Source organism: Paenibacillus protaetiae (assembly GCF_004135365.1).
GTDB lineage: Bacteria > Bacillota > Bacilli > Paenibacillales > Paenibacillaceae > Paenibacillus_AP > Paenibacillus_AP protaetiae.
On the sequence record NZ_CP035492.1, the window covers coordinates 4,150,197 to 4,173,897 of the forward strand.

Annotated in this window: 27 protein-coding genes; 19 read left to right on the forward strand and 8 right to left on the reverse strand. The window is 51.4% G+C overall.

The features are described 5' to 3' along the window. The first annotated feature begins 12 nt into the window (after positions 1-12). On the forward strand, positions 13-303 hold the full coding sequence (locus tag ET464_RS19275) for a hypothetical protein (RefSeq protein ID WP_129443766.1): 291 nt from the start codon (positions 13-15) through the stop codon (positions 301-303). A 32-nt stretch (positions 304-335) separates the two neighbouring features. On the opposite strand, the gene gerQ is transcribed toward ET464_RS19275, so the two are convergent. Together gerQ and ET464_RS19285 are read right to left on the reverse strand one after the other, a co-directional pair. After that, positions 336-884, reverse strand: a complete 549-nt coding sequence (gene gerQ / locus ET464_RS19280; RefSeq protein ID WP_341869719.1) for a spore coat protein GerQ — start codon at positions 882-884, stop codon at positions 336-338. 38 nt (positions 885-922) lie between these two features. Beyond that, positions 923-1,345: a cell wall hydrolase gene (locus tag ET464_RS19285; RefSeq protein ID WP_129443768.1), complete on the reverse strand. Its 423-nt coding sequence runs from the start codon at positions 1,343-1,345 to the stop codon at positions 923-925. A 245-nt stretch (positions 1,346-1,590) separates the two neighbouring features. Between ET464_RS19285 and cyoE the strand changes: the two genes are divergently transcribed. The 4 genes from cyoE to ET464_RS19300 all read left to right on the forward strand — a co-directional run bounded on the left by cyoE (position 1,591) and on the right by ET464_RS19300 (position 4,113). Next, on the forward strand, positions 1,591-2,454 hold the full coding sequence (cyoE, locus tag ET464_RS19290; RefSeq protein ID WP_129443770.1) for a heme o synthase: 864 nt from the start codon (positions 1,591-1,593) through the stop codon (positions 2,452-2,454). A 24-nt stretch (positions 2,455-2,478) separates the two neighbouring features. Further along, on the forward strand, positions 2,479-2,949 hold the full coding sequence (locus ET464_RS19295; RefSeq protein WP_129443772.1) for an SCO family protein: 471 nt from the start codon (positions 2,479-2,481) through the stop codon (positions 2,947-2,949). After that, complete coding sequence (locus tag ET464_RS19935; protein WP_165280063.1) at positions 2,946-3,092, forward strand: hypothetical protein; 147 nt, start codon at positions 2,946-2,948, stop codon at positions 3,090-3,092. Before ET464_RS19295 ends, ET464_RS19935 begins: the two co-directional genes overlap by 4 nt. Before the next feature lie 82 nt (positions 3,093-3,174). Further along, the gene (locus ET464_RS19300) at positions 3,175-4,113 is read left to right on the forward strand and encodes an AEC family transporter (protein WP_129443774.1); all 939 of its coding nucleotides are present in this window, start codon (positions 3,175-3,177) and stop codon (positions 4,111-4,113) included. Here the strand turns inward: ET464_RS19300 and ET464_RS19305 are convergent. From ET464_RS19305 to ET464_RS19315, 3 genes are all read right to left on the reverse strand, one after another. Continuing rightward, positions 4,104-4,475, reverse strand: coding sequence for a toprim domain-containing protein (locus tag ET464_RS19305; protein ID WP_129443776.1), 372 nt, complete (start codon positions 4,473-4,475; stop codon positions 4,104-4,106). The genes ET464_RS19300 and ET464_RS19305 overlap by 10 nt on opposite strands. Positions 4,476-4,626: 151 nt before the next feature. Continuing rightward, positions 4,627-4,755: a sporulation protein YjcZ gene (yjcZ, locus tag ET464_RS19310; RefSeq protein WP_129443778.1), complete on the reverse strand. Its 129-nt coding sequence runs from the start codon at positions 4,753-4,755 to the stop codon at positions 4,627-4,629. A gap of 135 nt (positions 4,756-4,890) precedes the next feature. Continuing rightward, positions 4,891-6,078 carry an MFS transporter gene (locus ET464_RS19315; RefSeq protein WP_129443780.1) on the reverse strand — a complete coding sequence of 396 codons (1,188 nt, stop codon included), beginning with the start codon at positions 6,076-6,078 and terminating at the stop codon, positions 4,891-4,893. Positions 6,079-6,262: 184 nt separating this feature from the next. On the opposite strand from ET464_RS19315, the gene ET464_RS19320 reads away from it, so the two are divergent. The 12 genes from ET464_RS19320 (at position 6,263) to ET464_RS19375 (ending at position 20,022) form a co-directional block, all read left to right on the forward strand. Beyond that, the gene (locus ET464_RS19320; RefSeq protein ID WP_129443782.1) at positions 6,263-6,721 is read left to right on the forward strand and encodes a hypothetical protein; all 459 of its coding nucleotides are present in this window, start codon (positions 6,263-6,265) and stop codon (positions 6,719-6,721) included. Positions 6,722-6,795: 74 nt separating this feature from the next. Further along, positions 6,796-7,944, forward strand: coding sequence for a transglutaminase domain-containing protein (locus tag ET464_RS19325; RefSeq protein WP_129443784.1), 1,149 nt, complete (start codon positions 6,796-6,798; stop codon positions 7,942-7,944). A gap of 41 nt (positions 7,945-7,985) precedes the next feature. Beyond that, a complete protein-coding gene (locus ET464_RS19330) occupies positions 7,986-10,073 on the forward strand; it encodes a peptidoglycan D,D-transpeptidase FtsI family protein (protein ID WP_129444603.1) in 2,088 nt (695 codons plus the stop codon). Positions 10,074-10,561: 488 nt separating this feature from the next. After that, positions 10,562-11,314, forward strand: coding sequence for a Cof-type HAD-IIB family hydrolase (locus ET464_RS19335; protein WP_129443786.1), 753 nt, complete (start codon positions 10,562-10,564; stop codon positions 11,312-11,314). Between the two features lie 6 nt (positions 11,315-11,320). Continuing rightward, positions 11,321-11,809: a DUF456 domain-containing protein gene (locus ET464_RS19340; protein WP_129443788.1), complete on the forward strand. Its 489-nt coding sequence runs from the start codon at positions 11,321-11,323 to the stop codon at positions 11,807-11,809. Between the two features lie 91 nt (positions 11,810-11,900). Then, positions 11,901-13,556 carry a putative polysaccharide biosynthesis protein gene (locus tag ET464_RS19345; RefSeq protein WP_129443790.1) on the forward strand — a complete coding sequence of 552 codons (1,656 nt, stop codon included), beginning with the start codon at positions 11,901-11,903 and terminating at the stop codon, positions 13,554-13,556. Then, entirely contained in the window at positions 13,553-14,083 is a 531-nt protein-coding gene (locus tag ET464_RS19350) for an N-acetyltransferase (protein ID WP_129443792.1), read from the forward strand. The genes ET464_RS19345 and ET464_RS19350 overlap by 4 nt, the downstream gene beginning before the upstream one ends. 153 nt (positions 14,084-14,236) lie before the next feature. Beyond that, entirely contained in the window at positions 14,237-15,841 is a 1,605-nt protein-coding gene (locus tag ET464_RS19355; protein ID WP_129443794.1) for a copper amine oxidase N-terminal domain-containing protein, read from the forward strand. A 33-nt stretch (positions 15,842-15,874) separates the two neighbouring features. Beyond that, a complete protein-coding gene (locus ET464_RS19360) occupies positions 15,875-16,225 on the forward strand; it encodes a thioredoxin family protein (RefSeq protein WP_129443796.1) in 351 nt (116 codons plus the stop codon). A gap of 135 nt (positions 16,226-16,360) precedes the next feature. Continuing rightward, complete coding sequence (locus ET464_RS19365; RefSeq protein ID WP_129443799.1) at positions 16,361-17,305, forward strand: COX15/CtaA family protein; 945 nt, start codon at positions 16,361-16,363, stop codon at positions 17,303-17,305. Between the two features lie 6 nt (positions 17,306-17,311). Beyond that, on the forward strand, positions 17,312-19,078 hold the full coding sequence (locus ET464_RS19370; protein ID WP_129443801.1) for a UbiD family decarboxylase: 1,767 nt from the start codon (positions 17,312-17,314) through the stop codon (positions 19,076-19,078). Between the two features lie 209 nt (positions 19,079-19,287). Continuing rightward, positions 19,288-20,022 carry a Cthe_2314 family HEPN domain-containing protein gene (locus ET464_RS19375; RefSeq protein WP_129443803.1) on the forward strand — a complete coding sequence of 245 codons (735 nt, stop codon included), beginning with the start codon at positions 19,288-19,290 and terminating at the stop codon, positions 20,020-20,022. A 62-nt stretch (positions 20,023-20,084) separates the two neighbouring features. On the opposite strand, the gene ET464_RS19380 is transcribed toward ET464_RS19375, so the two are convergent. Next, complete coding sequence (locus tag ET464_RS19380; RefSeq protein WP_129443805.1) at positions 20,085-20,327, reverse strand: NifU family protein; 243 nt, start codon at positions 20,325-20,327, stop codon at positions 20,085-20,087. Positions 20,328-20,416: 89 nt separating this feature from the next. On the opposite strand from ET464_RS19380, the gene ET464_RS19385 reads away from it, so the two are divergent. Then, positions 20,417-20,686, forward strand: coding sequence for a YuzB family protein (locus tag ET464_RS19385; RefSeq protein ID WP_129444605.1), 270 nt, complete (start codon positions 20,417-20,419; stop codon positions 20,684-20,686). 20 nt (positions 20,687-20,706) lie between these two features. On the opposite strand, the gene ET464_RS19390 is transcribed toward ET464_RS19385, so the two are convergent. Both ET464_RS19390 and mqnE read right to left on the reverse strand, forming a co-directional pair. After that, complete coding sequence (locus ET464_RS19390) at positions 20,707-21,771, reverse strand: NAD(P)/FAD-dependent oxidoreductase (protein ID WP_129443807.1); 1,065 nt, start codon at positions 21,769-21,771, stop codon at positions 20,707-20,709. Positions 21,772-21,905: 134 nt separating this feature from the next. Next, a complete protein-coding gene (gene mqnE / locus ET464_RS19395; protein WP_129443809.1) occupies positions 21,906-23,009 on the reverse strand; it encodes an aminofutalosine synthase MqnE in 1,104 nt (367 codons plus the stop codon). 255 nt (positions 23,010-23,264) lie between these two features. Here mqnE and ET464_RS19400 point away from each other — a divergent pair, with 255 nt between their 5' ends. After that, on the forward strand, positions 23,265-23,621 hold the full coding sequence (locus tag ET464_RS19400) for a HesB/IscA family protein (RefSeq protein WP_129443811.1): 357 nt from the start codon (positions 23,265-23,267) through the stop codon (positions 23,619-23,621). Positions 23,622-23,701: the final 80 nt, after the last annotated feature.

Consider the following 23,701-nt stretch of genomic DNA (forward strand, 5'->3'; position numbering starts at 1 on the left):
GGAGGACTTTGCATGCATATTTGCTTTGCAGAATATAAAATTAGTCCGGAATACAGGGAACCTTATTTAGCCTATACAGGAAACTTGCTTGCATCAGGAAAATACGAAAGCCTTACATTATATGAAGGTACGGATCAGCCGTGCCTCTTCGTCGAAGTCTGGACCGCCGGATCGGCGGAAGAAGCCGAACAAATTAAAGAAGAACGCTGCGATGAGCGTTCTTCTTGGTATCGGGTGAGCAGCTGGATTGACGGCGGAGCCGCTAAAATGCATGTGTGGACATTCCGGCCGGTTCAGCCTTGAAGATAAGCGCCGAGCCGCGCGGCAGCGGCTTGTTATCTGCCGGAAACCGTGCCGACCGTAGCGGTTCCGAGCGGCGTTTGGTTCGTTATGGTACCGCCTTGGAACGGATATTCGTAGTTGATTGGTCCATCAAATGTGACATAATCCAGATTCAGCGTCAGCAGCAAATAACGCATGCCGGTTGAAGGATCGCTGATGATAATATGGTCGCGGCCAGCCGCTTCGATAATGCCGGTAAAAATTTTGGCGTTCCATTCTTTGTTGTTTTCATACGTCATATAAAAGGTAGCTTTTTTGCCCCGGTTCAGGCGGAGAATGTTTTCGACGTAAGATTCTTCAGATTGAACCGTGACGATGTTGCCGCCTGTCGGCGTTACGAACGAACCGCTGGGCACAGCAGCCGGGCTCATGGACGGGCCGCCGGTAACTTGGCTTGGCGCAGCCATAGGCGCTTGAAATTGGGGATGGTGAAAACCTGCATTCGCATTCGGATAATACGGCATAAAGCCTGCGTTTCCATTGTAGCGGAATTCCCCGCCTGCACCTTGATTAGCACCTTGATTGTTGTAGCCGAATACCATTGTGTTTGTTCCTCACTCTCTGAAATTGAAGTTATCGTTTAATAAACTCTTGGGCAATCTTCCTGGGTAGGAATAAAGAAACAATGCGCTTTAAACCGACCGCTGTTGGACTGGTTATACCATGTATCGGGACATTCGTTTGCCGGCCGGAAAAACCATAATGCGTTGGAAGCCGGGCGTGTGCGTTCGCCGTTAATGACGCGTCTTGCAAGACGAATTTCGCTGTCCCTTGCGCTTTGATAAAAGTATCCGTTTTGCGTTGCTTCAAAGCCGCCGGGGTTCTGGAATACCATTTGCGGGATGGAGCGGATATTTCTAAAGTCCAAGCAGTTGGCAAGCACACGATTCACGCCGACATTGCCAACCATCAGCATGCCAAGCTCGCCCTCGCTTTCGGCTTCCGCCCTCATAAGCCGGGCCAGCATTCTAACGTGTTCGTCATTGGCCTTTATGACCGCCATGCTCGCTCGCTCACTTCCTTTTCATTCTGGATTCATCACATACTTCTAGGCGTGCAACCACATACTTAGTGTATTGGCCTAAGGGTAAAAGGGTTCCAAATCTGTTCACATTTTGAGTGGCGAAATGATGAACAATGAGGAGCGGCGTTGTCACATTTTCATTTTTTTTGGTATGATTAAGTCGGTTTAAAACTGGAATAAAAGGCGTTTATGCGTCTTGTTTCTTAACCCGGGAGGCTTGTTGCGTGTTACTTAAAGATTTAATCCAATTAACCAAGCCGCGCCTGCTGCTGCTGAACGTCGTTGCATCCCTTGCCGGATTTTGGGTGGCTTCCAAATGGCATATCCATTGGGGACTCCTGATCTGGATGCTGATTGGTACAACCCTTACCATTGCTTCCGCATGTGTCATCAATAATTATTGGGACCGTGAGTTGGACAAAAAGATGGATCGCACCAGTGATCGGCCGCTGCCAGCAGGCAGAATGACGCCGTTATTTGTATTAACCTACGGAATTGTTCTTGGCATTCTTGGCGTAGGCATATTGTTTGTGCTTGTGAATCCTCCGGCCGGATGGCTGGGGCTGCTTGGCTGGGCTGTGTATGTGTTTGTGTATACGATGTGGCTGAAGCGCACTTCGACGTGGAATACGTCGATTGGCGGCATTTCCGGAGCAATGCCTCCGGTCATCGGTTATGTTGCCGTGACCAATGAAGTGGATATCGGCGCATGGCTGCTGTTCGCCTTTTTGTTTCTGTGGCAGCCGGCGCATTTCTGGTCGCTTGCCATCCGGAAGGTGGAAGAATACCGGGCGGCCGGCTTCCCGATGCTTCCCGTTGTGAAAGGCATCAACCGGACCAAGCTGCAAATGATTCCTTACGTCGTATTGCTTATTCCGGCAGGCATTTTGTTCTATGTATATGACTATGTCGGCATCATCTTTTTGGTTGTATCGACCATCTTCAGCATTGCGTGGTCTATTCATACGCTTGGTGGCCGAAAAGCCGCCAATACGGACAAATGGGCGAAAACAAACTTTATGTATTCAATTAACTACCTTATGCTTATTCTCGTCATCATGATTGTGGATACCTCGGGTTTGTATTAATTTACTGCAGAGGAGAAATAAACCGTGGCGTTTGTGCGCAAGCATGCATTTAAAATCGCAGTACTCGCGCTTTGCTTAAGTTTTGGTATTTATTTGTTTACGACAAAGGTTATCCAGAAGGAAGAGGCGCTGCCTGTCGTACAGGCCGCACCTTCCTTTCAGCTAACCGATATAGACGGCAATTCGGTGTCATTGGAATCGACGAACGGCAAAGCCCGTATCGTCTATTTCTATTTTGCGAACTGTCCGGATGTGTGCCCGCCAACGACGTTCCTGCTGTCTCAAGTGCAGGAGAAGCTGAAAAAGGAAGGAACGCTTGGCAAGAAGGCGGAGCTGATTTCCATTACCTTTGACCCGGACCGGGATACGCCGGACGCGATACGGGCATTTGCGGAACGGAACTTCGCCGACCCGGAGAATGGATGGGAGTTTCTGCGGGCAATGATGAGGACGCTACGCTGCAGCTGGCAAAAGATTTTGGCGTTGGCGTCATGAAGGATGAAGAGAACCATTCGTTTATCCATATGAATGTCATTACGCTTGTGGACAAGCAGGGGAAGGTTCGCAAATATATAAACGGAAGCGAAGAGCAGTTAACGGCGGACGATATTCTCGCTGAACTAAAAAAGCTGATGTAGCTCCTAATGCGCAGGCACTTTGACAAGGTATAAAAAATCGCTTTTTAAACGTCTTACAAGGCGGGAGAGGAAGCCACAGACCATGAGCATTTTTTTGCACATACTTGTTAACAACGTTATTCCGCTCTCTATCATGATTGCGCTTGGCATTGTGATGCAGCGTGCATTTTCCTTACATATTAAAACATTATCCAAGCTGAACTTTTATATTTTTTCTCCCGCTGTTATTTTTAATCTTCTGTACACCACGCCGATTTCAGTGCAGCTGATTGGCAAAGTATTGCTGTTTATCGTCATTTTTATGGTGCTGCAGGCGGTTTTTGTCGAGCTGGTCGTACGGGTGCGGAAGCTGGATGGCGGGATGCGGGGAGCTATGCGCAACAGCGTATTGTTCTACAACAGCGCCAACTATGGAATCCCGATTAACCAGCTTGCTTTTTCGGCAAATCCGTATACGCTTTCAATTCAAATCATTGTCATGATGACCCAATCGCTTATTCCAAACACATGGGGGATTTATTCGGTTAACGCACATAAAAGCGACATGAAGTCGATTATGCGGACCGTCCTGTCGATGCCGATTATTTATATTATCCCGATTGCTTTTGCGCTGCGGGGATTCCATGTCTCTATCCCGCTTGCGATTGATACGCCTATTCAATATTTGTCCAATGCGTTTATCGGCACAGCTTTAATTACGCTTGGCGTACAGCTGGGCAATATGAGCTGGCGCATTAAGCCGGCGCTGCTCGCGAATGTGCTGCTGGCGAATGCGCTGCGCCTGATTGCCGGTCCTGCACTGGCGGCCGCCGTCACCTGGGGGCTTAGCCTAATGATCCATATGGACTGGATGACGGCATCTGCCTTAATTGTATCTTCAGCGGTTCCGACCTCGCTCAGCAGCGTTCTGCTTGCCGTGGAGTTCGACAACGAGCCGGAATTTGCATCGCAGGCTGTTTTTTTATCCACCTTATTCAGTATCGTTACTGTAGCGCTGGTTATTTATTTCGTTCAAATCTGATCTTCTTTGGTCCAGGGAGAAGCGGGCGGAGGGTATAGGATATAAGCTTCCAGTCCTGCTTTTTCCAGCTGCTCGATTAAGTATTCCTCGGGGGTATGCTCGACGCCGGGATAACTGCGCCTTGTATAAATATGCTCGGCATCGGGGAACGCTTCACGCAGCATGCCGCGAATTCGTTTGCCGGAAGAGTCATTGTCCAAAAACAGATACAATTCAGCTGTGCCAACCTCTTTGCGAAGCTTCTCGATCCGGTCCGTTCCCGGCGTTCCGAATGTGCAATAAACGGGCACTTCATCGCTTAATACGCGGCGGAGCTTGCTTTTATCGTTTTTTCCTTCCACTATAATCGCGATATTCTCCATCGTTGCTCACCTCGCCTACAGTATGGAAGTTCGATGTGCGGAAGTCAATTCAGCCTCCTCCGCTTGCTCGCGCCGCCATACGGTTCATATCCGGCCCATAATGAAAGAACGGCCTTCAGACGAAGGCCGTTCTTAAAGGGTACTTCATACATTACCAGATGGAGCAAGCACATACGATAATGACGAGCAAAATGAACAATACGAGGATGAATCCGAAGCTTCCTGTGCCATGTCCGCCATGTCCATATCCGTAGCCTTTAGGTTCAACACATCCTGACATCTGTGAAGTCACCCCTCTCTCGCTTTTTCAGTGGAGGTCTCTGCAGCCGCCGTTCGTAGTAAGCGGGGTATTTAGCCATCGCAGCCGCTAGACACAATGTATCTTATGTACCGGGATGACGAATGCCTTGTGCATTCACCCAGTTCGCGAAAAATGGGTGTTTGACCGGTAGGTGCGGTTTTTCCGGTAAAACGGAAGGATGGAGACGGCTACCATAAGCACGAGAAAAGCAATGTAGTAAGGGGAAAGCTGATCGCGCAGCTGGCCGGCCAGCACCGGACCCAGGAATGCGCCGATGGAATACGCAATGGAAAGAATCGAGAAGGTGCGGCCGTAACGTTTGCCGCCGCTTTGCTCGATCAGCAGCGTCGGAATGGCGGGAAGGACGATGCCCTTCGCCATGCCGAGCAGCAGCAGCATCACGGCCAGCGGCAGCGGCACGCCGGCTGCAATGCCGTAGTACAGGATGGCAAGGAGCAGAGCTCCCCATAATGTCCGCATAAACGGCGAAAGCCGGTTCAGGAACAACATGCTTAGCGTAATGAGCGCGCCAAGGCTGACTACGGAAAAAAGCAGCCCGGTTGTCAGGATAGAATCTTTGCCCGTCCCCATCAGCGGCAGCTCAAACGATAATATCCCTTGCGCGCAGCTGGTTGCAATCGGCAGCGCATAGACCAGCCACGGAATGCCGCCTTCCGGCTGATTCGCCGCGGCCGGCGCCGGCTTCAGCGCCTCCGGACCAGCGCCTTTACCGGCAGCGGGCGCCTCCGGCAATGCCGGAATGTCCCGAATAAAAAACAGCGCGCATATCGAGGTGCCGATTAATATCCAGCCTAAGGCGTAAAAGGCGGTGGAGAAACCGATTTGTGCGACAAGCAATGCGCCAGCGGCCGGCGAAATGACGGAAGCGAGCGTGTGGACAAGCCCGTTGCCGGCCATCAGCTTGCCTTGTTTGGCAAGATCGCTGGTCATGCGCGCCAGCAGCGCAAGGCAGGCAGGCGATAAGAAGGCGAGCACAAAGCCGCTGAAAGAGCGCAGCACAAGCAGCTGCCATGGATTGCTTACATGAGCCTGGAACAGCAAAATGATTCCGGCAAACATTAAGCTAAGCACGATAAAGATACGGCTGCCAAACCGGTCGACGCTGTATCCTGCAGCAATGTTGCCGGGGAGATGGGTGATGGAGTACATGCCCATCATCAGCCCGATAAAGGATGGGGCGGCACCTAACGAAATCGCAAACGGCGTTAAAATCGGGTATTGGGCGTGCAGATCAAAAAAGGCGACAAACAAAAACAGATAAAGCCAGATGGCTGCTTTCACAGCTCGTTCCCCTCGCGTTTGACTTGGCGCTTTGCTGCCGTATAAACTACTTGTACGTCAAAGCTGGACGGGTTATGACTCGTTTGTCCATCGGGGGCCGGCAAGCGTTTACGGGCGCCCTTTTGGTCGGGTATAATATTTTGTAATACAACCTGCGGTACGTTATAATGGGAGGGATTGCGCTTTGGATTTTTTGAACTTTGCCAACTACGACTGGGATACATGGACGCAGTTTTTTAAGGAGCACTGGCTAGTGCTTGTTATTGCGCTTGTTGTGCTGCTGCTGATTATCCGGATTGTGAAGACGTTCGTAAAATGGGCGATTGTGGCCGTTATCGTGATCGGCGTCGTCGTATACAGCGGCTACAGCATGGATGATCTGAAGGCGCTAGGCTCCAAAGTAGCGGACAATGTGAAGCAGGAAGCGGTAAACGCGATGGTCGGCGAACTGAACGACGCTGCTTACACCGTGAATGATGACGGGACGTTTACGGTCAAGACGGATCATCTTCAATTGACCGGAACGCCGGGGAATAACGAAGTATCCGTTTCGTATCGGGGAACGCCGCTTGGCAAATGGCAAATTGACAACACGATCCAGACGCTTATCGACCATGCTAAGCAAAACGCATCGCGATCCTGACGGCAATTGCCCGTTAAAGATCACGTATATGCTTATGTTTAAATGAGAATGGTTTTACCACTTAAGGAGGCATCATGATGGACGGTTTATTGGCGATTCGCAATTTCGAGCCGGTATCCGCGGTCGTGCTCCTTCTTCTGATTGGCTCGCTTGTGCAAGGCATTGGAAGGGGCGCGTCGGGTTCTGCGAGGCGTCTTTTTCTTTTTGTTTGGGAAGCAGCCGTGATCCTCGTATGCCTCGCGGCCTCCGGCCGAATCGCCGGACTGGTGTCGCCGGCAGCGGCGGATTGGCTTTCGCGGAATGTAGCGGTACCTGAACGCGAGCTTGGCTGGATCGAGCAGCTGTGGTACACCTTATGGACAAGCGTAAGGGATTTCCCGCTGCTGCGGTACGGCGTTATTTTTCTGATCAGCTATTTGCTGCTCCGTCTCATGGCTTCACTGCTGGAGCCGTATGCCGTTTCCCTGATGGGCAAACTTATCGGCGGCCGCAAGAGGCCGGCGGCGGAGAAGCTGCCCGGCCAGCAGGCTGCGAGCAGGGCGGTCGGGGCTGTGATTGGCGCAATTCATGGCGCGGGCCGCTCCTTTGTTTTTATGGCGCTGCTGTTTGTGTATGTATCGCTGCTGCCGGGCTGGCCGCTTGCGGGCCAGATCGGGCAATCGCCGCTTTACAAGCAAACGGCCGATCTGCTTGAGCCTGTTGCAGGCAAAGCGCTTGCAGGCAAAGGGCCGGTGCTGGCGGAAGCGGTACAGGCGGAATTTAAAAACATATTGGAGCGTAAGTATGAAATCGTCGATTATAATATTCCTTCGGATATCGGCGAAGCAGCCAAGCAAATTACGAAATCGTCGGCTACGGATGAAGAGAAGGCGCGTGCGTTGTACCGCTGGGTAGGGACGCGCATATCGTACGATTGGGACAAAGCCGACAACTATGTTGAAAATGGCGTCTGGAAAGAGCAAACGCCGGAGGAGACGTTTGCTGCCCGCAAAGGCGTATGCATCGATTATGCACGCCTGTATGCGATGATGGCGCGTTCCGTCGGGCTTGAAGTCCGCGTAGTAACCGGCATGGGAGCAGACGGACGCGGCGGATTCGGGCCGCATGCCTGGAATGAAGTGAAGCTTAACGGGCGCTGGGTGCCGCTTGATGCGACATGGGCGTCTTCGGGAGACTGGTTTGACGCTCCTCATTTTGAACAGACCCACATCAGGGATGTATAATAATAAACACAGTTAATTTTACCGGATGCGAGGTGATAGCGTTGTCTGACGATCCGCAAAAAAGGGAGATCGTGAACCGGCGCAATTTTTCTTTTCGATTGAACTTATTTTTCTTTGCTGTTTTTGCTTTGTTTAGCGTGCTGATTGTTCGTCTTGCGATATTGCAGTTCGTAGAGGGGCCGACCTTAAGCGCGGCAGGCAATGAAAAAAGCACGCGCAGCGTCAAAATCGCGCCGATCCGCGGCAATATTTATGATTCCACCGGCACGGCGATCGCTTATTCAACCTCTACGCAATCGTTATATTTTACTATTTCTCCCGAGTTTAAAAAGGCGGATTCGCAAAAAATTGCGCAAAGCCTGGCAGATGTATTTAACAAATACGGCGATGCAAGCAAAGCGATGACGGTAGACGATATTATCCGCCAAATGGACCTTGATTTCCGCATTAATACGATATCCGTGCCGCGCCGCATCAAATCCGGCCTGACCAATGCGGAAGTCGCTTATTTTATGGAGCACCGTTCGGAATTCCCGGGAATCGACATTGTCGAGGAAAGCGTCCGGAACTATAACAAGGATACGATCGCGGTCCAGCTCGTCGGTTATTTGAAGAAGTTCAAAGGCGTCCGCGAGTCGATGGAGACGTATAAAAACATAGCGAAAGAGGAAGACCCTGCGCTGCAGTATTTGGATGAAGAAGACGTAGGCGTCGACGGCCTGGAGCTGATGTACCAAAAGGAGCTTCGCGGCAAAAACGGTCTGAAGACGTATCCGGTTAACAACTCCGGCGAAATTATCGGTCCGGTGCAAGTAACGAACCCTGAGAAGGGTGACGATCTTTATTTGACCATCAATAAAAATGTGCAGCTCACTACGGAGCAGGCCATTATGGACCAAGTGAAGAAAATAAGCACCTCCTCCAGTCCGGCGGAGCGGGCGGAATATGCCAAAACGGGCTATGCCGTTGCGATGGAAGTGGATACCGGCAAAGTGGTCGCCATGGCGAGCATGCCGGACTACGACCCGAATTTGTGGGCGGGCGGAAGAATCAGCAAAGACGATTACGAGAACATCATGTGGGTCATGAATAACGGCACAATCCGTCAGGTTTACGCCAAATATGATACACAAAAGGAACAAAACCGGCATCCGTCTTCGCTGGTGCCGCCAGGCTCGACCATGAAGCCGCTCTCCATTCTGATCGGCTTGAACGAAAAACTGTTTACAACGACTTCGACCTATAATGATACCGGCGCTTTTTATTTCGGTAAGGAAGGCCATCAGGTTAAGGTCGGCAATGCTTCAGGACACGTATACGGCTTGCTTGATCCGGCCAAGGCGATTGCCAAATCGTCCAACCCGTTTATGGCGGCGATGGTCGGCAACCAGCTGTATATGCGCGACGGCAAAAAAGGCATCGACATCTGGGATAATTACATGACCCAGTTTGGCCTCGGCGTTTCGACGCAAAGCGGGCTTGCGGGCGAGCTGACCGGGATTAAGGAATATTACAATGAATCCCAGTCAGGCAGTGCGCAGTCGGCATTGGTTTATGCGGCGTTTGGCCAGCAGGGCCGTTATACGACGCTGCAGCTGGCGCAATACGCTGCAATGCTTGCCAACCACGGCAAGCGGATGAAGCCGCAATTCGTCGAGAAGATTGTTGATTCGGACGGCGAAACGGTGCAAGGCTACTCGCCGGTTGTGCTGAATACGGTAACGTTCCCGGATGCCTATTGGAAAGAAATCGAAACCGGCATGTCGCAAGTTAGCGTGCAAGGTTTCGAAGGCGTCAGCTACACGTATGAACGCAAAACCGGCACATCGGAACAGTCCGTTGCCGGACGTTTGGCCGATAACGGCGTATTTATCGCTTATGCGCCTGCAGATCATCCGAAGCTGGCTGTAGCGGTTGTTATCCCGGACGGCGGTTTCGGCGGCTGGAGTGCGGCGCCGGTTGCGCGTAAAATATTTGACGCGTACGATGCAGAGGTCGGCTTGTACGGCACGCCGAAAAAACCGGCGGCCGACACCGGAACCGGTGCCTCCAATACCGCCGCAGGCAACACCGCTGCAGGCGACACCGCTGACAGCAATGGAACCGGCGCAGGCACTGACGGCCATTAAAATCATCATCGGGTCCGGACTATCGAACCTGCCCCGATTGCTTGCAGCTTTTCAAACCGCCTGCTGGAGCCAGCGATGCTCCGGCAGGCGTTTTTTTGTGCCAAGCGGGAACCGTGCGGTCCGCTTGCAGGTCGGCTTCCCGCCCGCAGAGCGCCAAACCGCTTGCAGGCGGCTGAGCAGAAGAAGAGCATCTGAACGCTTGCAGGAAGAAAGTTTCACTAGGGAAACTTTTTTGCATAGAATAAAAAAATAGGAGTACACTAATCCTTCCCATTCAGCGGAGACAGGAGGATAACCGTAATGAACAAATGGCGAAATATCCATCCCGCGCTCAAACGATTGATGATGACCATATTGTTTTTATCGGTGACCGCGCTTATTGTTTCATGCGGCTGACGGCGGATCAACCATTTGGATTACTCGTAAAATGTGCTAAAATGGGCAATGAAGAAGAAGCTAGAGACGAGACAGACTTAAGGGAGGTTCGGATGGGAGACTACAAGCTGGTTGCGCTTGATATGGACGGAACGCTGCTGAATGAACGAAGCGAAATTAGCGCCGAGAACGCTGAATGGATCCATAAAGCATTGGATGCAGGCGTGGTCGTCAGCTTTTCGACGGGCAGAGGTTTTCAAAGCGCTTTGGTGTATGCTGAGCAATTGGGTCTTGAAACGCCGATGATAACCGTTAACGGCGGCGAGCTTTGGGCTAAACCTCATGTGCTTCACCGCCGTACTTTGCTTGACGCACAGCTGGTCAGAAGGCTGCATGAGCTGGCATTGGAGCATGAAGAGCCATGGTTCTGGGCGTATTCGACAGCCGGGATCTACAACAAGGAGAAATGGATTGATCCGGCGGAAAGCTATGATGCGTATCACTGGCTGAAGTTCGGCTACTATACGGAAAATGACGTTATTCGCGAGCGTATTTATGAAGAAGTGTCCGCCTGGGGCGCTTTTGAAATTACGAATTCGTCGCCGGCCAATTTGGAGCTGAATCCGGTTGGCGTTTCGAAAGCTTCGGCGCTGCGCGAGCTTTGCGGGCTGCTGGGCATCAGCATGTCGCAGGTTGTAGCCGTCGGAGACAGCTTGAATGATATTGCCGCCATCCGGGAAGCGGGACTTGGCGTTGCCATGGGCAACGCACAGGAAGCGGTGAAAGAAGCGGCGGATATTGTTACGTTGACGAATAATGAGCACGGGGTGGCGCATGTGATCCGCAATTACGTGCTGAAAGGTTGATCGTCCATGTGGGTTGAAGTATTAGGCTGGATTATCGTCATCGTATTGTTTGCAGTAGGTATGGCGGGTACAATCTATCCGATTCTTCCGGGCGCTGTGGCGATTTATGCGGCATTTTTTGTGTATGGCTTTATGATTTCGTTTTCGCCGTTTGGCTGGGTATTCTGGACGCTGCAGACGCTTATAGTAGCGCTGCTGTTTATAGCCGATCATGCGGTCAATGCATGGGGCGTGAAACGGTTTGGAGGCTCCAAGGCTTCCATTGTCGGAAGCACAATCGGTCTTATTATCGGCCCGTTTGTCATTCCGGCTTTTGGCCTTATTATCGGTCCTTTTGCCGGGGCGGTGCTTGGCGAATTGTACGCGAGATCCAGCTTGGAACAATCGCTGAAGGTGGGCTTCGGCTCGCTGGTCGGCCTTTTTACTAGCGTTGTGGCCAAAATTGTACTGCAGCTGCTTATGATTGTTTTGTTCATTATTTGGCTGCTCGTTTAACGGCGGGCATAGAAAAACCCGTTCGGATACATACGCATTAATAAGCGGGCTGGCGGGCACAAAATAAAGACAGATTGAAGGACTTCCATTTATGTTAAAGAAAGATTCTTTGTTAAAAGGCACCGTCATTTTGGCGATGGCTGCGCTAGTCGCGAGAGTGCTTGGCGTATTCCAGCGCGTGCCGCTCGATTATATTATGAAGGATGCGGGCGATGCTTATTTTGGCGTCGCCAACACGGTTTATTTAACTTTGCTTGTTATTGCCACAGGGGGAATCCCAAGCGCAATCAGCAAAATGGTATCCGAGCGTTATGCGCTGCAGCGCCCGGAAGAAGCCCAGCAAATTTATAAGGCGGCGCTTCTGTTCGGTATTGTAACCGGTCTTATTATTACGGCGCTTCTTTATGTATTTGCGCCTTATTATGCGATTCATATCGTAAAAACACCTGGTGCGGAGACGTCGATCCGGGCGATTGCGCCTGCGCTGCTGCTGTTTCCGGTCATCGCGATGATGCGCGGCTACTTCCAGGGGCGGCAAATGATGGCGGCCGGCGGCATCTCGCAAATTGTCGAGCAGATTATGCGGGTAGTGGTCGGCGTCGCCATTGCATTCCTCTTTTTCTCATGGGGATGGGGGGACCGCTGGACGGCTGCTGCGGCCACTTTCGGCAGCGTATTCGGCAGCATCGGCGCGTTTATCGTCATGTTGTGGTTCGCCCGCAAGCTGAAACGCCAGGACAAAGCAGCTGCGGCTGAGGCAGGCGAAGCGGCGATTCAGGCGAAGCCGGCGGCTCCGGTATTGAAGCTGAGCGCTATTTACCGGGAAATATTCAAGATGTCGATTCCCGTCGTAGTGACGGGTATGACGGTTCAGCTCATTTATTTGTTCGACTCTTCGTTTCTCGTCCGTCTGACGGAATCGTTCTACAGCTACAGCACGGCGGTGGATGTGCTCGGCCAGTTTAACTTCAAAGCCCAGTCGATTGCTGGCATTCCGCCGATTCTTGCGATTGCGCTCAGCCAGTCGATTATTCCGGTCATCTCCGCCGCATATTCCGTCCGGAATATGCGCGAGGTACAGCGGCAATCGTCGCTTGTCATGCGTATCGTAGTGTTTACCGGCGTACCGGCTGCGCTCGCGCTTACCGTAACGGCTTATTCGGTGACAGGCTTATTGTTTTCCGGCACGGACGGCAGCGGCATCGTGGCTGTATTGACGGCAGGAACAATATTTCAAATAACAATGATGACCAGCAACTCTATTTTGTTCGGTCTTGGCAGGCCTTCTGCACCAATGAAGCATACGCTGATCGGCATCGCCCTTAAAATAGTGCTGAGCATTGCGCTTGCGCCGCTGATGGGCATTTACGGTTTAATTGTATCTTCAACCATTTGTTTTATTATGATTACTTGGATGAATCTGGAGCATATTCGCCGGATCACGAAGCTGAATGTGCTTGGCGGCCGCTGGCCGGCCTATATGGCGGCGATTGTGGTTTCCGCCGGAGCTGGCTACGGCGTTGACGCTGGTTTGCGGGCTTTGCTTGCCGGACTGCCGGACAAGCTGGCATTCCTTATTGCTGCGGCTTTTGCCGGCGGCATGATGGTGATTTTATATATCGGGCTGCTGGCGGTTCTTCGTGTCGTTACGCCGGAAGATGCCCGGTCGTTCCCGGGTCCGCTGCGCAAAGTGTTTGTCCGTTTGACCCGAAACCAGAACGAGAACCAATCCGGAGGTACAGCATGAGCCACTTTACAATGATCAATGAGCAAGTAACCGACTCCATTAAAGCGATGCAGGCGATGCCGGAGCATACGCATGAAGTGATGGGGCTGCTGGTGCGGACAGCCGAATGGCTTCGGTCAATAGGCTCCACGCAGTGGGGCGCTTTGCTGGAGGGGGAGGATACGCACAATACCGCCGATGCGGTGCAAAGAGGAGACGTGTATCTGTTCCGTGACGGCGAGACGCCGGCGGGCGTGGTGATGCTGCTGCGGGAGCCAAGTGCATGGGACTGCGAGCTGTGGGGGAAAGAAGGCCACGAAGGTGCCGTCTATTTGCACCGGCTTGCCATCAACCGCAAGTACAGCGGCCTGGGCGGCTCGATTTTGCGCTGGGCAGAGTCAGGCATCTCATTCCCTGGCGTGGACCGGATCCGGCTGGACTGCATAAGCGATAACCGTTATTTGAACTCGTTCTACAGCGGGGCGGGTTATGAGAACAAAGGATTAGCTCCAACCGGCTTTTACAAATACGAAAAACGAATCAAATAACCCATTTTTATAACGCGGAACAAGCCTTATGCGGCTTGTTCTTTTTTGTTTGGATTGAATTCCATACATTTACAAATTGGAAGATTTTGATTACAATGATAGTCTAAATCTACTATTTTTATAGGTAACATTGGGAGAGGGGAATTAAATTTGATGAAATGGAGCAGGACCAGAAAGCCTATCTTTTTTTTGTTTGCGCTAGTGCTTGTTTTTGTTGCGGGCTGTAAAGCGGTTGGAGGGGTGGATTTCAACCGTGTTCTGAAGCAATCCTTAGAAGTGACTTCAGCTGAAAGCAATAACACGATCGAACTAAACCTGCTCGTAAACGAAGAAGCTTCCGAATATATGTCAGAGGAAGAAGCGGATTTGCTTCAATTGTTTGCCCATACGAAGCTGGAGCTTGATCAAGTGAAACAGCAGGACGACAGCCATGTATCGCTGAGCGGCAAGCTGAAGTTCGGGACGGATTTGGCTGCTGGCATCGGCTTTAAGGCTGCTGTATCGGACGAGAAGGCCGTTATTGAGATTGAAGGCGCGAAACATCCGTTTGTATTGGATATGACGGGAGAAGCGCTTGCCGAGCTGGAAGGCGTCAGCCTGGCAGAAGGATTGGGAACGGCGCAGGCAGGCGACGACCAGTCGATTACGGCGATCGGCGACCAGCTGCTTGATGCTGTAAGCGGATTTGCGATCGACAATCTGCCTAATCCCAAAAACTTAAGCGTCAACTCCGTGAATGAATCGATTAACGGTGTGAATACATCGCTTTATCATGTACATACCGAGCTGGCCGGCCAAGAAATTTGGGATTGGGTAAAAGCGTATGTAGACGCGCTCGCCGCCGATAAAGCAGGCTTGAACAAGCTGGTTAACGGCATATTCGAGGCATTGGCAAGCGATCCGGAAGTGCTGGCTGCTTTAGGGCTGCCTGACCCGTCCGGCGCAACGCAGTTGGATGCTCCAACGCAAGAGGATATCGTTAAATCATTCAGCGGCAGCATTTCGGATTTGCTGACGAATCTGCAGGCTGAACTGGCTCAATTCGAGTCGGAGCAGGCCGAATCGCTTGGCCAGCTGCTTGGTCCGGAAACGTATGTAAAAGCCGACGTATATGTGGACCGGAAGTTTGATGTACGCAAAGAGAACATTGAATTATCCGTCAAGCCGACAGGCGACGTGAAGGATTCGTTGTTCCCGCTTGACGGCTTGGTACTGACAGTAGGCTCGGAGCGCTGGAATGTGAACGGCGCTGTGCAAGCGGATGAGCCAGCTGCGCCGGATGATGCGGTAACGCTGGACGAAACGGATCTGGATCAAGGCTACAAGCTGTTGAAGCAGTTTGACGAAAACTCGATTGCCTATGATATACTGAAAAATAAGCTTCACATCGGCCGCCAAGAGGTGGATTTATACGCCGACGACTATTTGCCGCCGATTATTACGCCAAAAGGCGTAACGATTATCCCTTTACGCGATACGGCAGAGCAGCTTGGCGCTGAAGTGAAATACGACAGCAAAACGCAGAAAATTATCGTAGTTGACGAAGCAACCGGCACGACAATAGCGCTGACGAGCGGAAGCGACACGGTTACCGTCAATGGCAAAAACGTCAAATGGCAGTTCCCGGTCACATCTGTAAACGGAACAACCTACGTGCCTGCCCGGAGCTTTGTATCTGCACTGGGCGCTGGCCTCCATTGGGAATCTTTCTACGAGGACGGTTCGAACGACATTCTCGTCATCAGCCGCGAGCTGTAAGCACCTGAGTCAACATGAGGAGGAGCATGCCTAATGAAACAACTAAAGACTGAAGCGGAATATCGCGAGGCGATCGCTTCTAACGATTTGTCGGTTATCGTATTCAAAACGACCTGGTGTCCGGATTGCCATTTCATTGATCCGTTTATGCCGGATGTCGAACAAAAATACGCAGCAACCGCAACGTTCTATCACATTGACCGCGATGAGCTGCCCGATCTTTGCTCGGAGCTTAATATCCTTGGCATTCCAAGCTTCGTGGCGTTCCGGAACGGTCAGGAGCTTGTTCGTTTCGTCAATAAGCTGCGCAAGTCGCGGGAAGAAATCGAGCAATTTATCGACCGTGCTGCAGCGGTTGCAGGCGCGCTTCCAAGCGAGCAATAACGAAAAAGCCCGTGCGCCTTGGCGCACGGGCTTTTTGTCACGTTTCCGCCATGCGCGCGACACATTTTGAACATGGCTTTTGATCATATTAATAGCTATAATGAATGTGATTAAAAGAGAAAAAGGTGATATGTCATGGTTACAGGCCGTTTCCGCAGTTTATCTCTTATTTCATGCATCGGAATGCTGCTTGTACTGCTGGCGGGCGCGCTTGTCACAAATACGGGAGCCGGGATGGGATGCGGCAGGCATTGGCCGCTTTGCAACGGGAAGTTTGTACCAGCCCTTTCGCTGGCATCGCTCATTGAATATTCCCACCGTTTTATTACGGGGCTGGAAGGCATTGTTGTCGTAGCTGTTTTTATATGGACCATTATTTATTTCCGGAAAGATAAAAGCAAGTTTCTGGAGCCGCTATATTATGCCGGCGCAGCTTTGCTGTTCACCATTATCCAGGCGCTTATGGGCGCAGCAGCTGTAATGTGGTCGCAGGTGCCAGCCGTAATGGCTTTGCATTTTGGCATTTCTTTGCTGGCGGTTGCTGCAACGATGCTTCATGTCGCATGGACCCGCAGGGAAAAGCACGGGGAACTGGACAAGCCGCAAATACTGCCGCGATCGATTTTTCCGCGCATGCTGCTGTTAACGATCTATTGTTATGTCGTTGTTTATTTGGGAGCGTTTATCCGTCATACCGAATCCACCGGCGGATGCCTGGACTGGCCGTTATGCAATGGCAAAGTCATTCCCGATATGATCGTATCCACGGGGCTTAGCGCCTCCGGAGCTGTATTTATTCACCGGGTGGCGGGGCTCATTTTAGGCCTGTGTATTTTGGGCATGTTTTTACATATCCGCAAAGTAACCAGAGGCCGGAGCACGGTGCTTACGCGTTCATCCGCTTGGTCGCTGGTGCTGCTCATTGCCCAAATTTTAAGCGGAGCTTGGCTGACGCTTACGATTTTGGATGACGACTGGTTCATATTTACCAGTTTGTTCCACAACTTGATTGTTACGGGCCTGTTTGGCCTGTTGGTCGATATTTTGATCCGTTCATGGAGATTTAGAGAGAGGCGGTAGTCCGTTTTGAGTTTTTCCAACTTGCGTGAATTTGTTGACGCCTTGAAAAAAGAAAACGATCTAATTGTGATCGACGCCCCGGTTGATCCTTATTTGGAGCTCGCGGAAATTCATCGCCGCATTATTGAAGAAGAAGGACCGGCGCTATTGTTCACAAATGTGAAAGGCAGCACATTCCCGGTTCTTACGAATATGTTCGGAACGAACAAACGGGTAGACCTTGCGTTTGGGCCGCGGCCGGAAGCGCTTGTGAAGCAGCTGATGGGCGCAATGGACCGCGTTATGCCGCCTAGCGCGAAGGCGATCTGGGGAGAACGAAGCTTAATATGGGAAATGTTGAAGGTTGGCGTAAAGGAAGTACCGCCAGCCTCTTCGCCGATCTTGCAGGCATCGAAGCGGGAACGGCCGCTTGCCGGCCTTCCTGCGATTACGAGCTGGCAGGAGGACGGAGGCCCGTTCGTCACGCTGCCGCTTGTCTATACGGAAAGTCCGCTTAACCGGAAGCTGCATAATTTGGGCATGTACCGGATGCAAATTTTTGACGATCAGACGACCGGCATGCACTGGCAAATTCATAAAGGCGGCGGTTTCCATTACCATGAAGCTGAAAAGCGGAATGAAGCGCTGCCGGTCTCGGTATTTCTTGGCGGCCCTCCCGCCCTGATCGCTTCGGCGATTGCCCCGCTGCCGGAGAACCTGCCGGAGCTGATGATGGCTTCGCTTATTATGGGCGGCAAGGTGCCGCTTGTGAAGGACCCGATTGGCAGCCATCGTATTCCATCGGAAGCCGAATTTGTGATCAGCGGCAAAGTGGAGCCGCATATTCGCCGCCCGGAAGGGCCGTTTGGCGACCATTTCGGCTATTATTCGCTTATCCATGATTTCCCTGTCTTTAACGTGTCGCATGTATGGCATCGCAAAGACGCAATCTATCCGGCGACGATCGTCGGCAAACCGCGCCAGGAAGATTATTACCTTGGCGAGTTTCTGCAGCGGCTGCTGTCGCCGGCTTACCCGATGGCGATGCCGGGTGTCAAAGACTTATGGGCATACGCCGAATCGGGCGTGCATGCGCTAGCCGCTGCGGTTGTCCGCGAAGCGTATTCGCGGGAAGCGTTGTCCACGGCGTTCCGTATTCTCGGCGAAGGCCAGCTTCGTCTGACGAAGTTTTTAATGCTGACGAATGAAGCAATTGACTTGTCCCGCTTTGACGTGCTGATGGAGACGGTGCTCGAGCGGTTTAATCCGCATACGGATCTGTTTGTGTTTGATGAAACATCGCATGATACGCTTGATTATACAAGCGGCAAGCTGAACCACGGCAGCAAAGCCGTTATGATGGGGATTGGCGCTCCTGTAAGGAGCCTGCCTTCCGAATATACGGAAGGCGTCATCGACGGCATTACGGACGCGAAGCCGTACTGCAAAGGCTGTCTGGTTGTATCCGGCGCTGAATACAGCGCTGATCCCGGCTTGGGAGAGCGGCTGCTGCAGCAGCTGGCCGGCAAAGGAACGGAATGGCCGCTCGTCATATTGGCCGATGACACGTCGATTGTGCAGTCGCAGACGGCTATGCTGTGGACCGTATTTACCCGGTTTAATCCTGCCGACGATATATATGCCAACGTCGATATCCGCCGCCATCACTTTGGCTACAAGCTTCCGATTGTCATTGACGCGCGCATGAAGCCGGGTTATCCGGACGAGCTGTTCCCGCGCGAAGACATCGTTAAGCTGGTCGACAGCAGATGGAGTGAATATTTTAAACGCTGATACTCCGGCGATGGAGCACGAATGAATGAATGAATGAATGAATGAAACAAGCCCTCAATGCCGCGCACTTCCGGGAAGCCGCGGTTCATTGAGGGTTGTTTGTATAAAGCGGGACAAAAAAAGAGTAAGAAACAGCATGGGAATAGTAACGTTGGGCATAATTTGAAAATGCCGCCCGTTCGCGATGAAGGTGAAAGGAGCTGATACCTATGCTGCGTTTTATGTTTGAAGAGCCAAAAGGGCAGCCGCAAGGCTTGCTGCTGGAAGCTATACAGCTGATGGAGCAATTTGCGGACTTATCCGGCGAGCGGGTTGATGCGGGCCTTGATAAGGAGCATAAACTGCGCAAATATGAAATTTGGACGCAGGGGCTTATAGTCTCGCTTGATGAGCTGGAGCAAAGCTGCTATGCGGCCGCCCGCTTTAAGCAGCGTATTCATTCCGCAGCAGTCAGCGATATGAAGGAGCAGGAGAAGGACGATTATCATCGTTTTTTATATTTCGATAAAAATGGATTGATCCGGTTATTTGCTTTGCTGGATAAGCTGGGCATTTTATTAAACGAGATGCTGGAGCTGAAAACCGAGCAGATCAAGCCGCATTTTTCGTATTTTACCGTCATTCGTAATTTGCGGGAGCGGCATCTGTATCCTGCGCTTTCCGAAAAGCTGGACGAGGTTAAAAACCGGACCCGCGATCCGATCAACCGGCTGCGCAAACGAAGAAATACGGAAATCCATTTTATGAATGAAGAAATGGTGGATGATCTGGCTTACAGCCATAAGATGCCAGGAGAGGAAGCGGCGCTTGAAGATATTGAAGCTCAGCTTGCCGATTTGACGCAAGGACTGGAGATGGCTGTTGAGTCGCTGGTCTGGGCGTACCGCTTCGCCTGCGACTGGCTGCGCCAGCACAAGCCCTCGCTCGAGAAACGCCGCAACTAAAAAAAAAATCTTGCCGGGGAGAAGCTGCTGCTCCGCATCCCGGCAAGACTCTTTGAGCTGTATTAGAATACTTGAACGACTTCCTGAACGCCTTCCACTTCTTCAAAAAGGGCTCTCTCGATGCCCGCCTTGAGTGTAATGGTCGAGCTCGGGCAGCTGCCGCAAGCACCCATCAGACGAAGCTTAACGATACCGTCCTCCACATCAACCAGCTCAACGTCACCGCCGTCGCGCTGCAAGAACGGGCGAAGCTTATCCAATACGTCCAACACTTCATCGTACATGACTTGTGTTTGTTCACTCATTGCAATCATCTCCTTTCTCCCCTATTATAGTACAAAGCAACTCAATTGAAAATGGATATCAACTTACTAAAGCAAGGTGATTATAAATGATTAAACCGGTTATTGAATTTTGCGCAAGCAACATGCATCACGGAACCGATCGCGTAATGAAGCAGCTTGAGCAGGATGAGCAATATGAAGTAATTGAATACGGCTGTCTCGGCAATTGCGGCGAATGCTACATGTATCCTTACGCCATGGTTGACGGGGAGATTGTCCTCGCCGAAGACGCGGATGAATTGTACGGCCTGATCGTAGCTGCCGTGAAACGGCAGCAGGCCGATCGCGAAATGCTGGACAAGCTGCTTGACGATCTGTAATAAAGCAGAGGTACCCGGGATTAGCCGAAATGGCGTTTCGACTTCCAGAGCACACCGCTTTTAATCATACGCGGAATACGGCCCATCATAGGCGTGTTGCCCATTAAACCAAAGCCGGATTTTTTGCCAAGCGAACCGAGCGTGCCTTTGAGCACAATTTTGCCCAGTTTAGGCGTACGGTTATGCCAAATCGCTTGCAGCACTTCGGCAATTTGCTTGCCTTGTGCGCCGGCCACTTGACCGCTTGGAGAAAATGGTACGGATGCGCAGTCGCCTACGATAAATACATCGTTGTAATCCGGCAGCTGATGATATTCGTTTACGACAAGACGGCCTTGTTTGTCTTTAGGCAAATTCATGTCCTGCACAAGCTTCACAGGCTGAATGCCGGCAGTCCACACGGTAACATCGGTCAAAATGGTTTCAGGGCTGTTCTGGTCGTACAAAATACCGCCTTCCAGTTTATACAGCGATACATTGCCTCTCATTTCCACTTCGTGCTCGCGGAACCACTCTGCGACAAATTGCTGCAGCTTGCCAGGGAAAGCGGACATAACGCTTGGTCCGCGGTCGATGATGCGGATGTTCAGGTCCGGTCTGCTTTCGCGCAGCTCAGCAGCTACTTCGACGCCGCTTAGGCCGCCGCCGATAATGGAAACTTGACCATAGGGTTTCACGTCATTAAGCAATTGATACGTCCGTCTTGCAGAAGAGAACGTCTGGATGCTGGTCGAATATTGTTCAGCGCCTTCGATCCCGTGGTAACGGTCCGTACAGCCAAGGCCAATAACGAGCCAGTCGTACGAGATCGGATCTTGCCCTTCAAGCTGCACGAGCTTGTTGTCCATGTCGATGCCGACTACTTCGCCAAAAGCAAGCTGCAGACGCGGGTCTTTCGGGAATTGTACGCGCAGCTCAAGGTCAGACGATGTGCCGGCTGCCAGCGCGTAATATTCTGTTTTTAAACCTTGGAACGGCATGCGGTCAATCAGCGTCATTGTTACGTCGGATGGAAGTTTGTCAAGGAGATCGCCTACGATAGCTTGGCCGCCGTAGCCGCCTCCCAAAATAACTAATTTTTTCATATGATTTCTCCTACCTCACCTGTTTCTAGATGTTAACATAACGATATCGTCCTTGAAGGAGGACGATATCGAGTGTTTGTATATAATCCCGCTCAAGAAGCTTTTTTGGTGTAATATGCCCTTGAACGCTTACATTACTCATACACTTTTATTTCATTGTAAAAAGTATCCCGTTCGACCGGAATACGTCCAGCGCCTTTCACAAGCCAGATCAGGTCTTCACGCGTAATGCCTTCCGGAGTCAGCGCCCCCGCGGAATGGCTGATGCGTTCCTTCACAATCGTACCGTGCACGTCCGAAGCGCCCATTGTCAGGGAAACCTGGGTCAGCTGCGTTCCGATGTTGATGAAGTATGCTTTAATATGTTTAAAATTGTCCAGCATAAGACGGCTGATCGCGATGGTCTTCAAATCTTCATAAGCCGAGTTGCGGCGTCTGATGCCTGCACGGGGATTAATCGGCTGCATCGACAGCGGAATAAACACAAGGAAACCGTTTGTTTCATCCTGCAATTCGCGGATATGGAGCATGTGACGGATACGATCCTCATGCGATTCGATCGAGCCGTACAGCATTGTCGTATGTGTTTTCAGGCCAAGCCCGTGAGCTGTCCGGTGAACGTCCAAATATTGGGAAACATCCGCTTTGGTTACTTTCATTTTTTTGCGGTAGTAGTCGGATAAAATTTCCGCGCCGCCGCCCGTCAGCGACTCAAGGCCGGCTTTCATCAATTCCTGCAGCACCTCTGCATAGCTGAGTCCGCTAATACGGGAGAAGAAATCAATCTCTGCTGCCGTATAGGCTTTGATGGTTACTTCCGGGAATCGTTCTTTTAGAGCTTTGATGGAGTCGACATAATATTGGAACGGCACATGCGGGTTATGCCCTCCGACGATATGGAATTCGCGGACGCCGGGATGATAATGCTGTTCGACATATTCAATCATCTCAGGGCCGCTAAGCGTATAAGCGCCTTCCTGGCCTTCATCTTTACGGAAGTTGCAGAATGCGCAATGCGCTTCGCACACGTTCGTAAAATATAAGCTCATGTTTTCGATGAAATACACTTTTTTGCCGTTTTTGTGCAAGTTGACTTCGTTAGCCATTTTGCCGATGCTGAGCAGATCATCCGATTCGTACAGGAAGACGCCGTCTTCAAGCGTCAGACGCTCGCCGTTCTGCACCTTTTCCATAATTTCTTTCATGCGGCTGTCCGCAGTAGGAACTATTATATTCATGCTGTATGAACCTCCTTGCCTGTAAAATTGCTGTTGTTGTGCTGATCCGTTCGTTTACGTCAATTCAAACAAAAAAAAGAAGCCGGTCTCCGGATGGCGAATCGTTACTATTATAAACCTCGCCTTGAAAAGCGGCAAGCATAAACGGTTGTGCCGAGCTTCCGGCGGGAGGCGTTCCTCTCTTGAGGAGACTTACAAATCGGAGTATACTAAACCTAAGCAAGTGCTTTTTTTAGCATAGAGGAGGGATTAAGCATGATCACGATCAGTGAATCGGCATCAGATAAAATTAAAGGAATGCTTGAGCAGGAAGGCGATCCGGGCTTGTTTCTGCGGGTAGGCGTTAAAGAAGGCGGCTGCACCGGCTTTTCTTACGGCATGGGATTTGACGACCAGCTGCAAGATGGAGACGAGACGATCAAGCTGGAAGGATTTAATGTCGTTGTCGACGGAGAAAGCCGCAAATATTTGGTTGGCCTCGAAATCGACTGGAAAGAATCCGCGATGGGCGGCGGTTTCACGATGAACAATCCGAATGCGACGGCTACGTGCGGCTGCGGCTCCTCGTTCCGTACGGCAGCAGCGGCCGGCAAACCGGACAGCGACTGCTGATCCAAAGCTTTTGCAATTTAAACCTCCTGGACGGGTCAACAACGCAGGAGGTTTTTTTCTTCTATTATATGAAAGCGGAT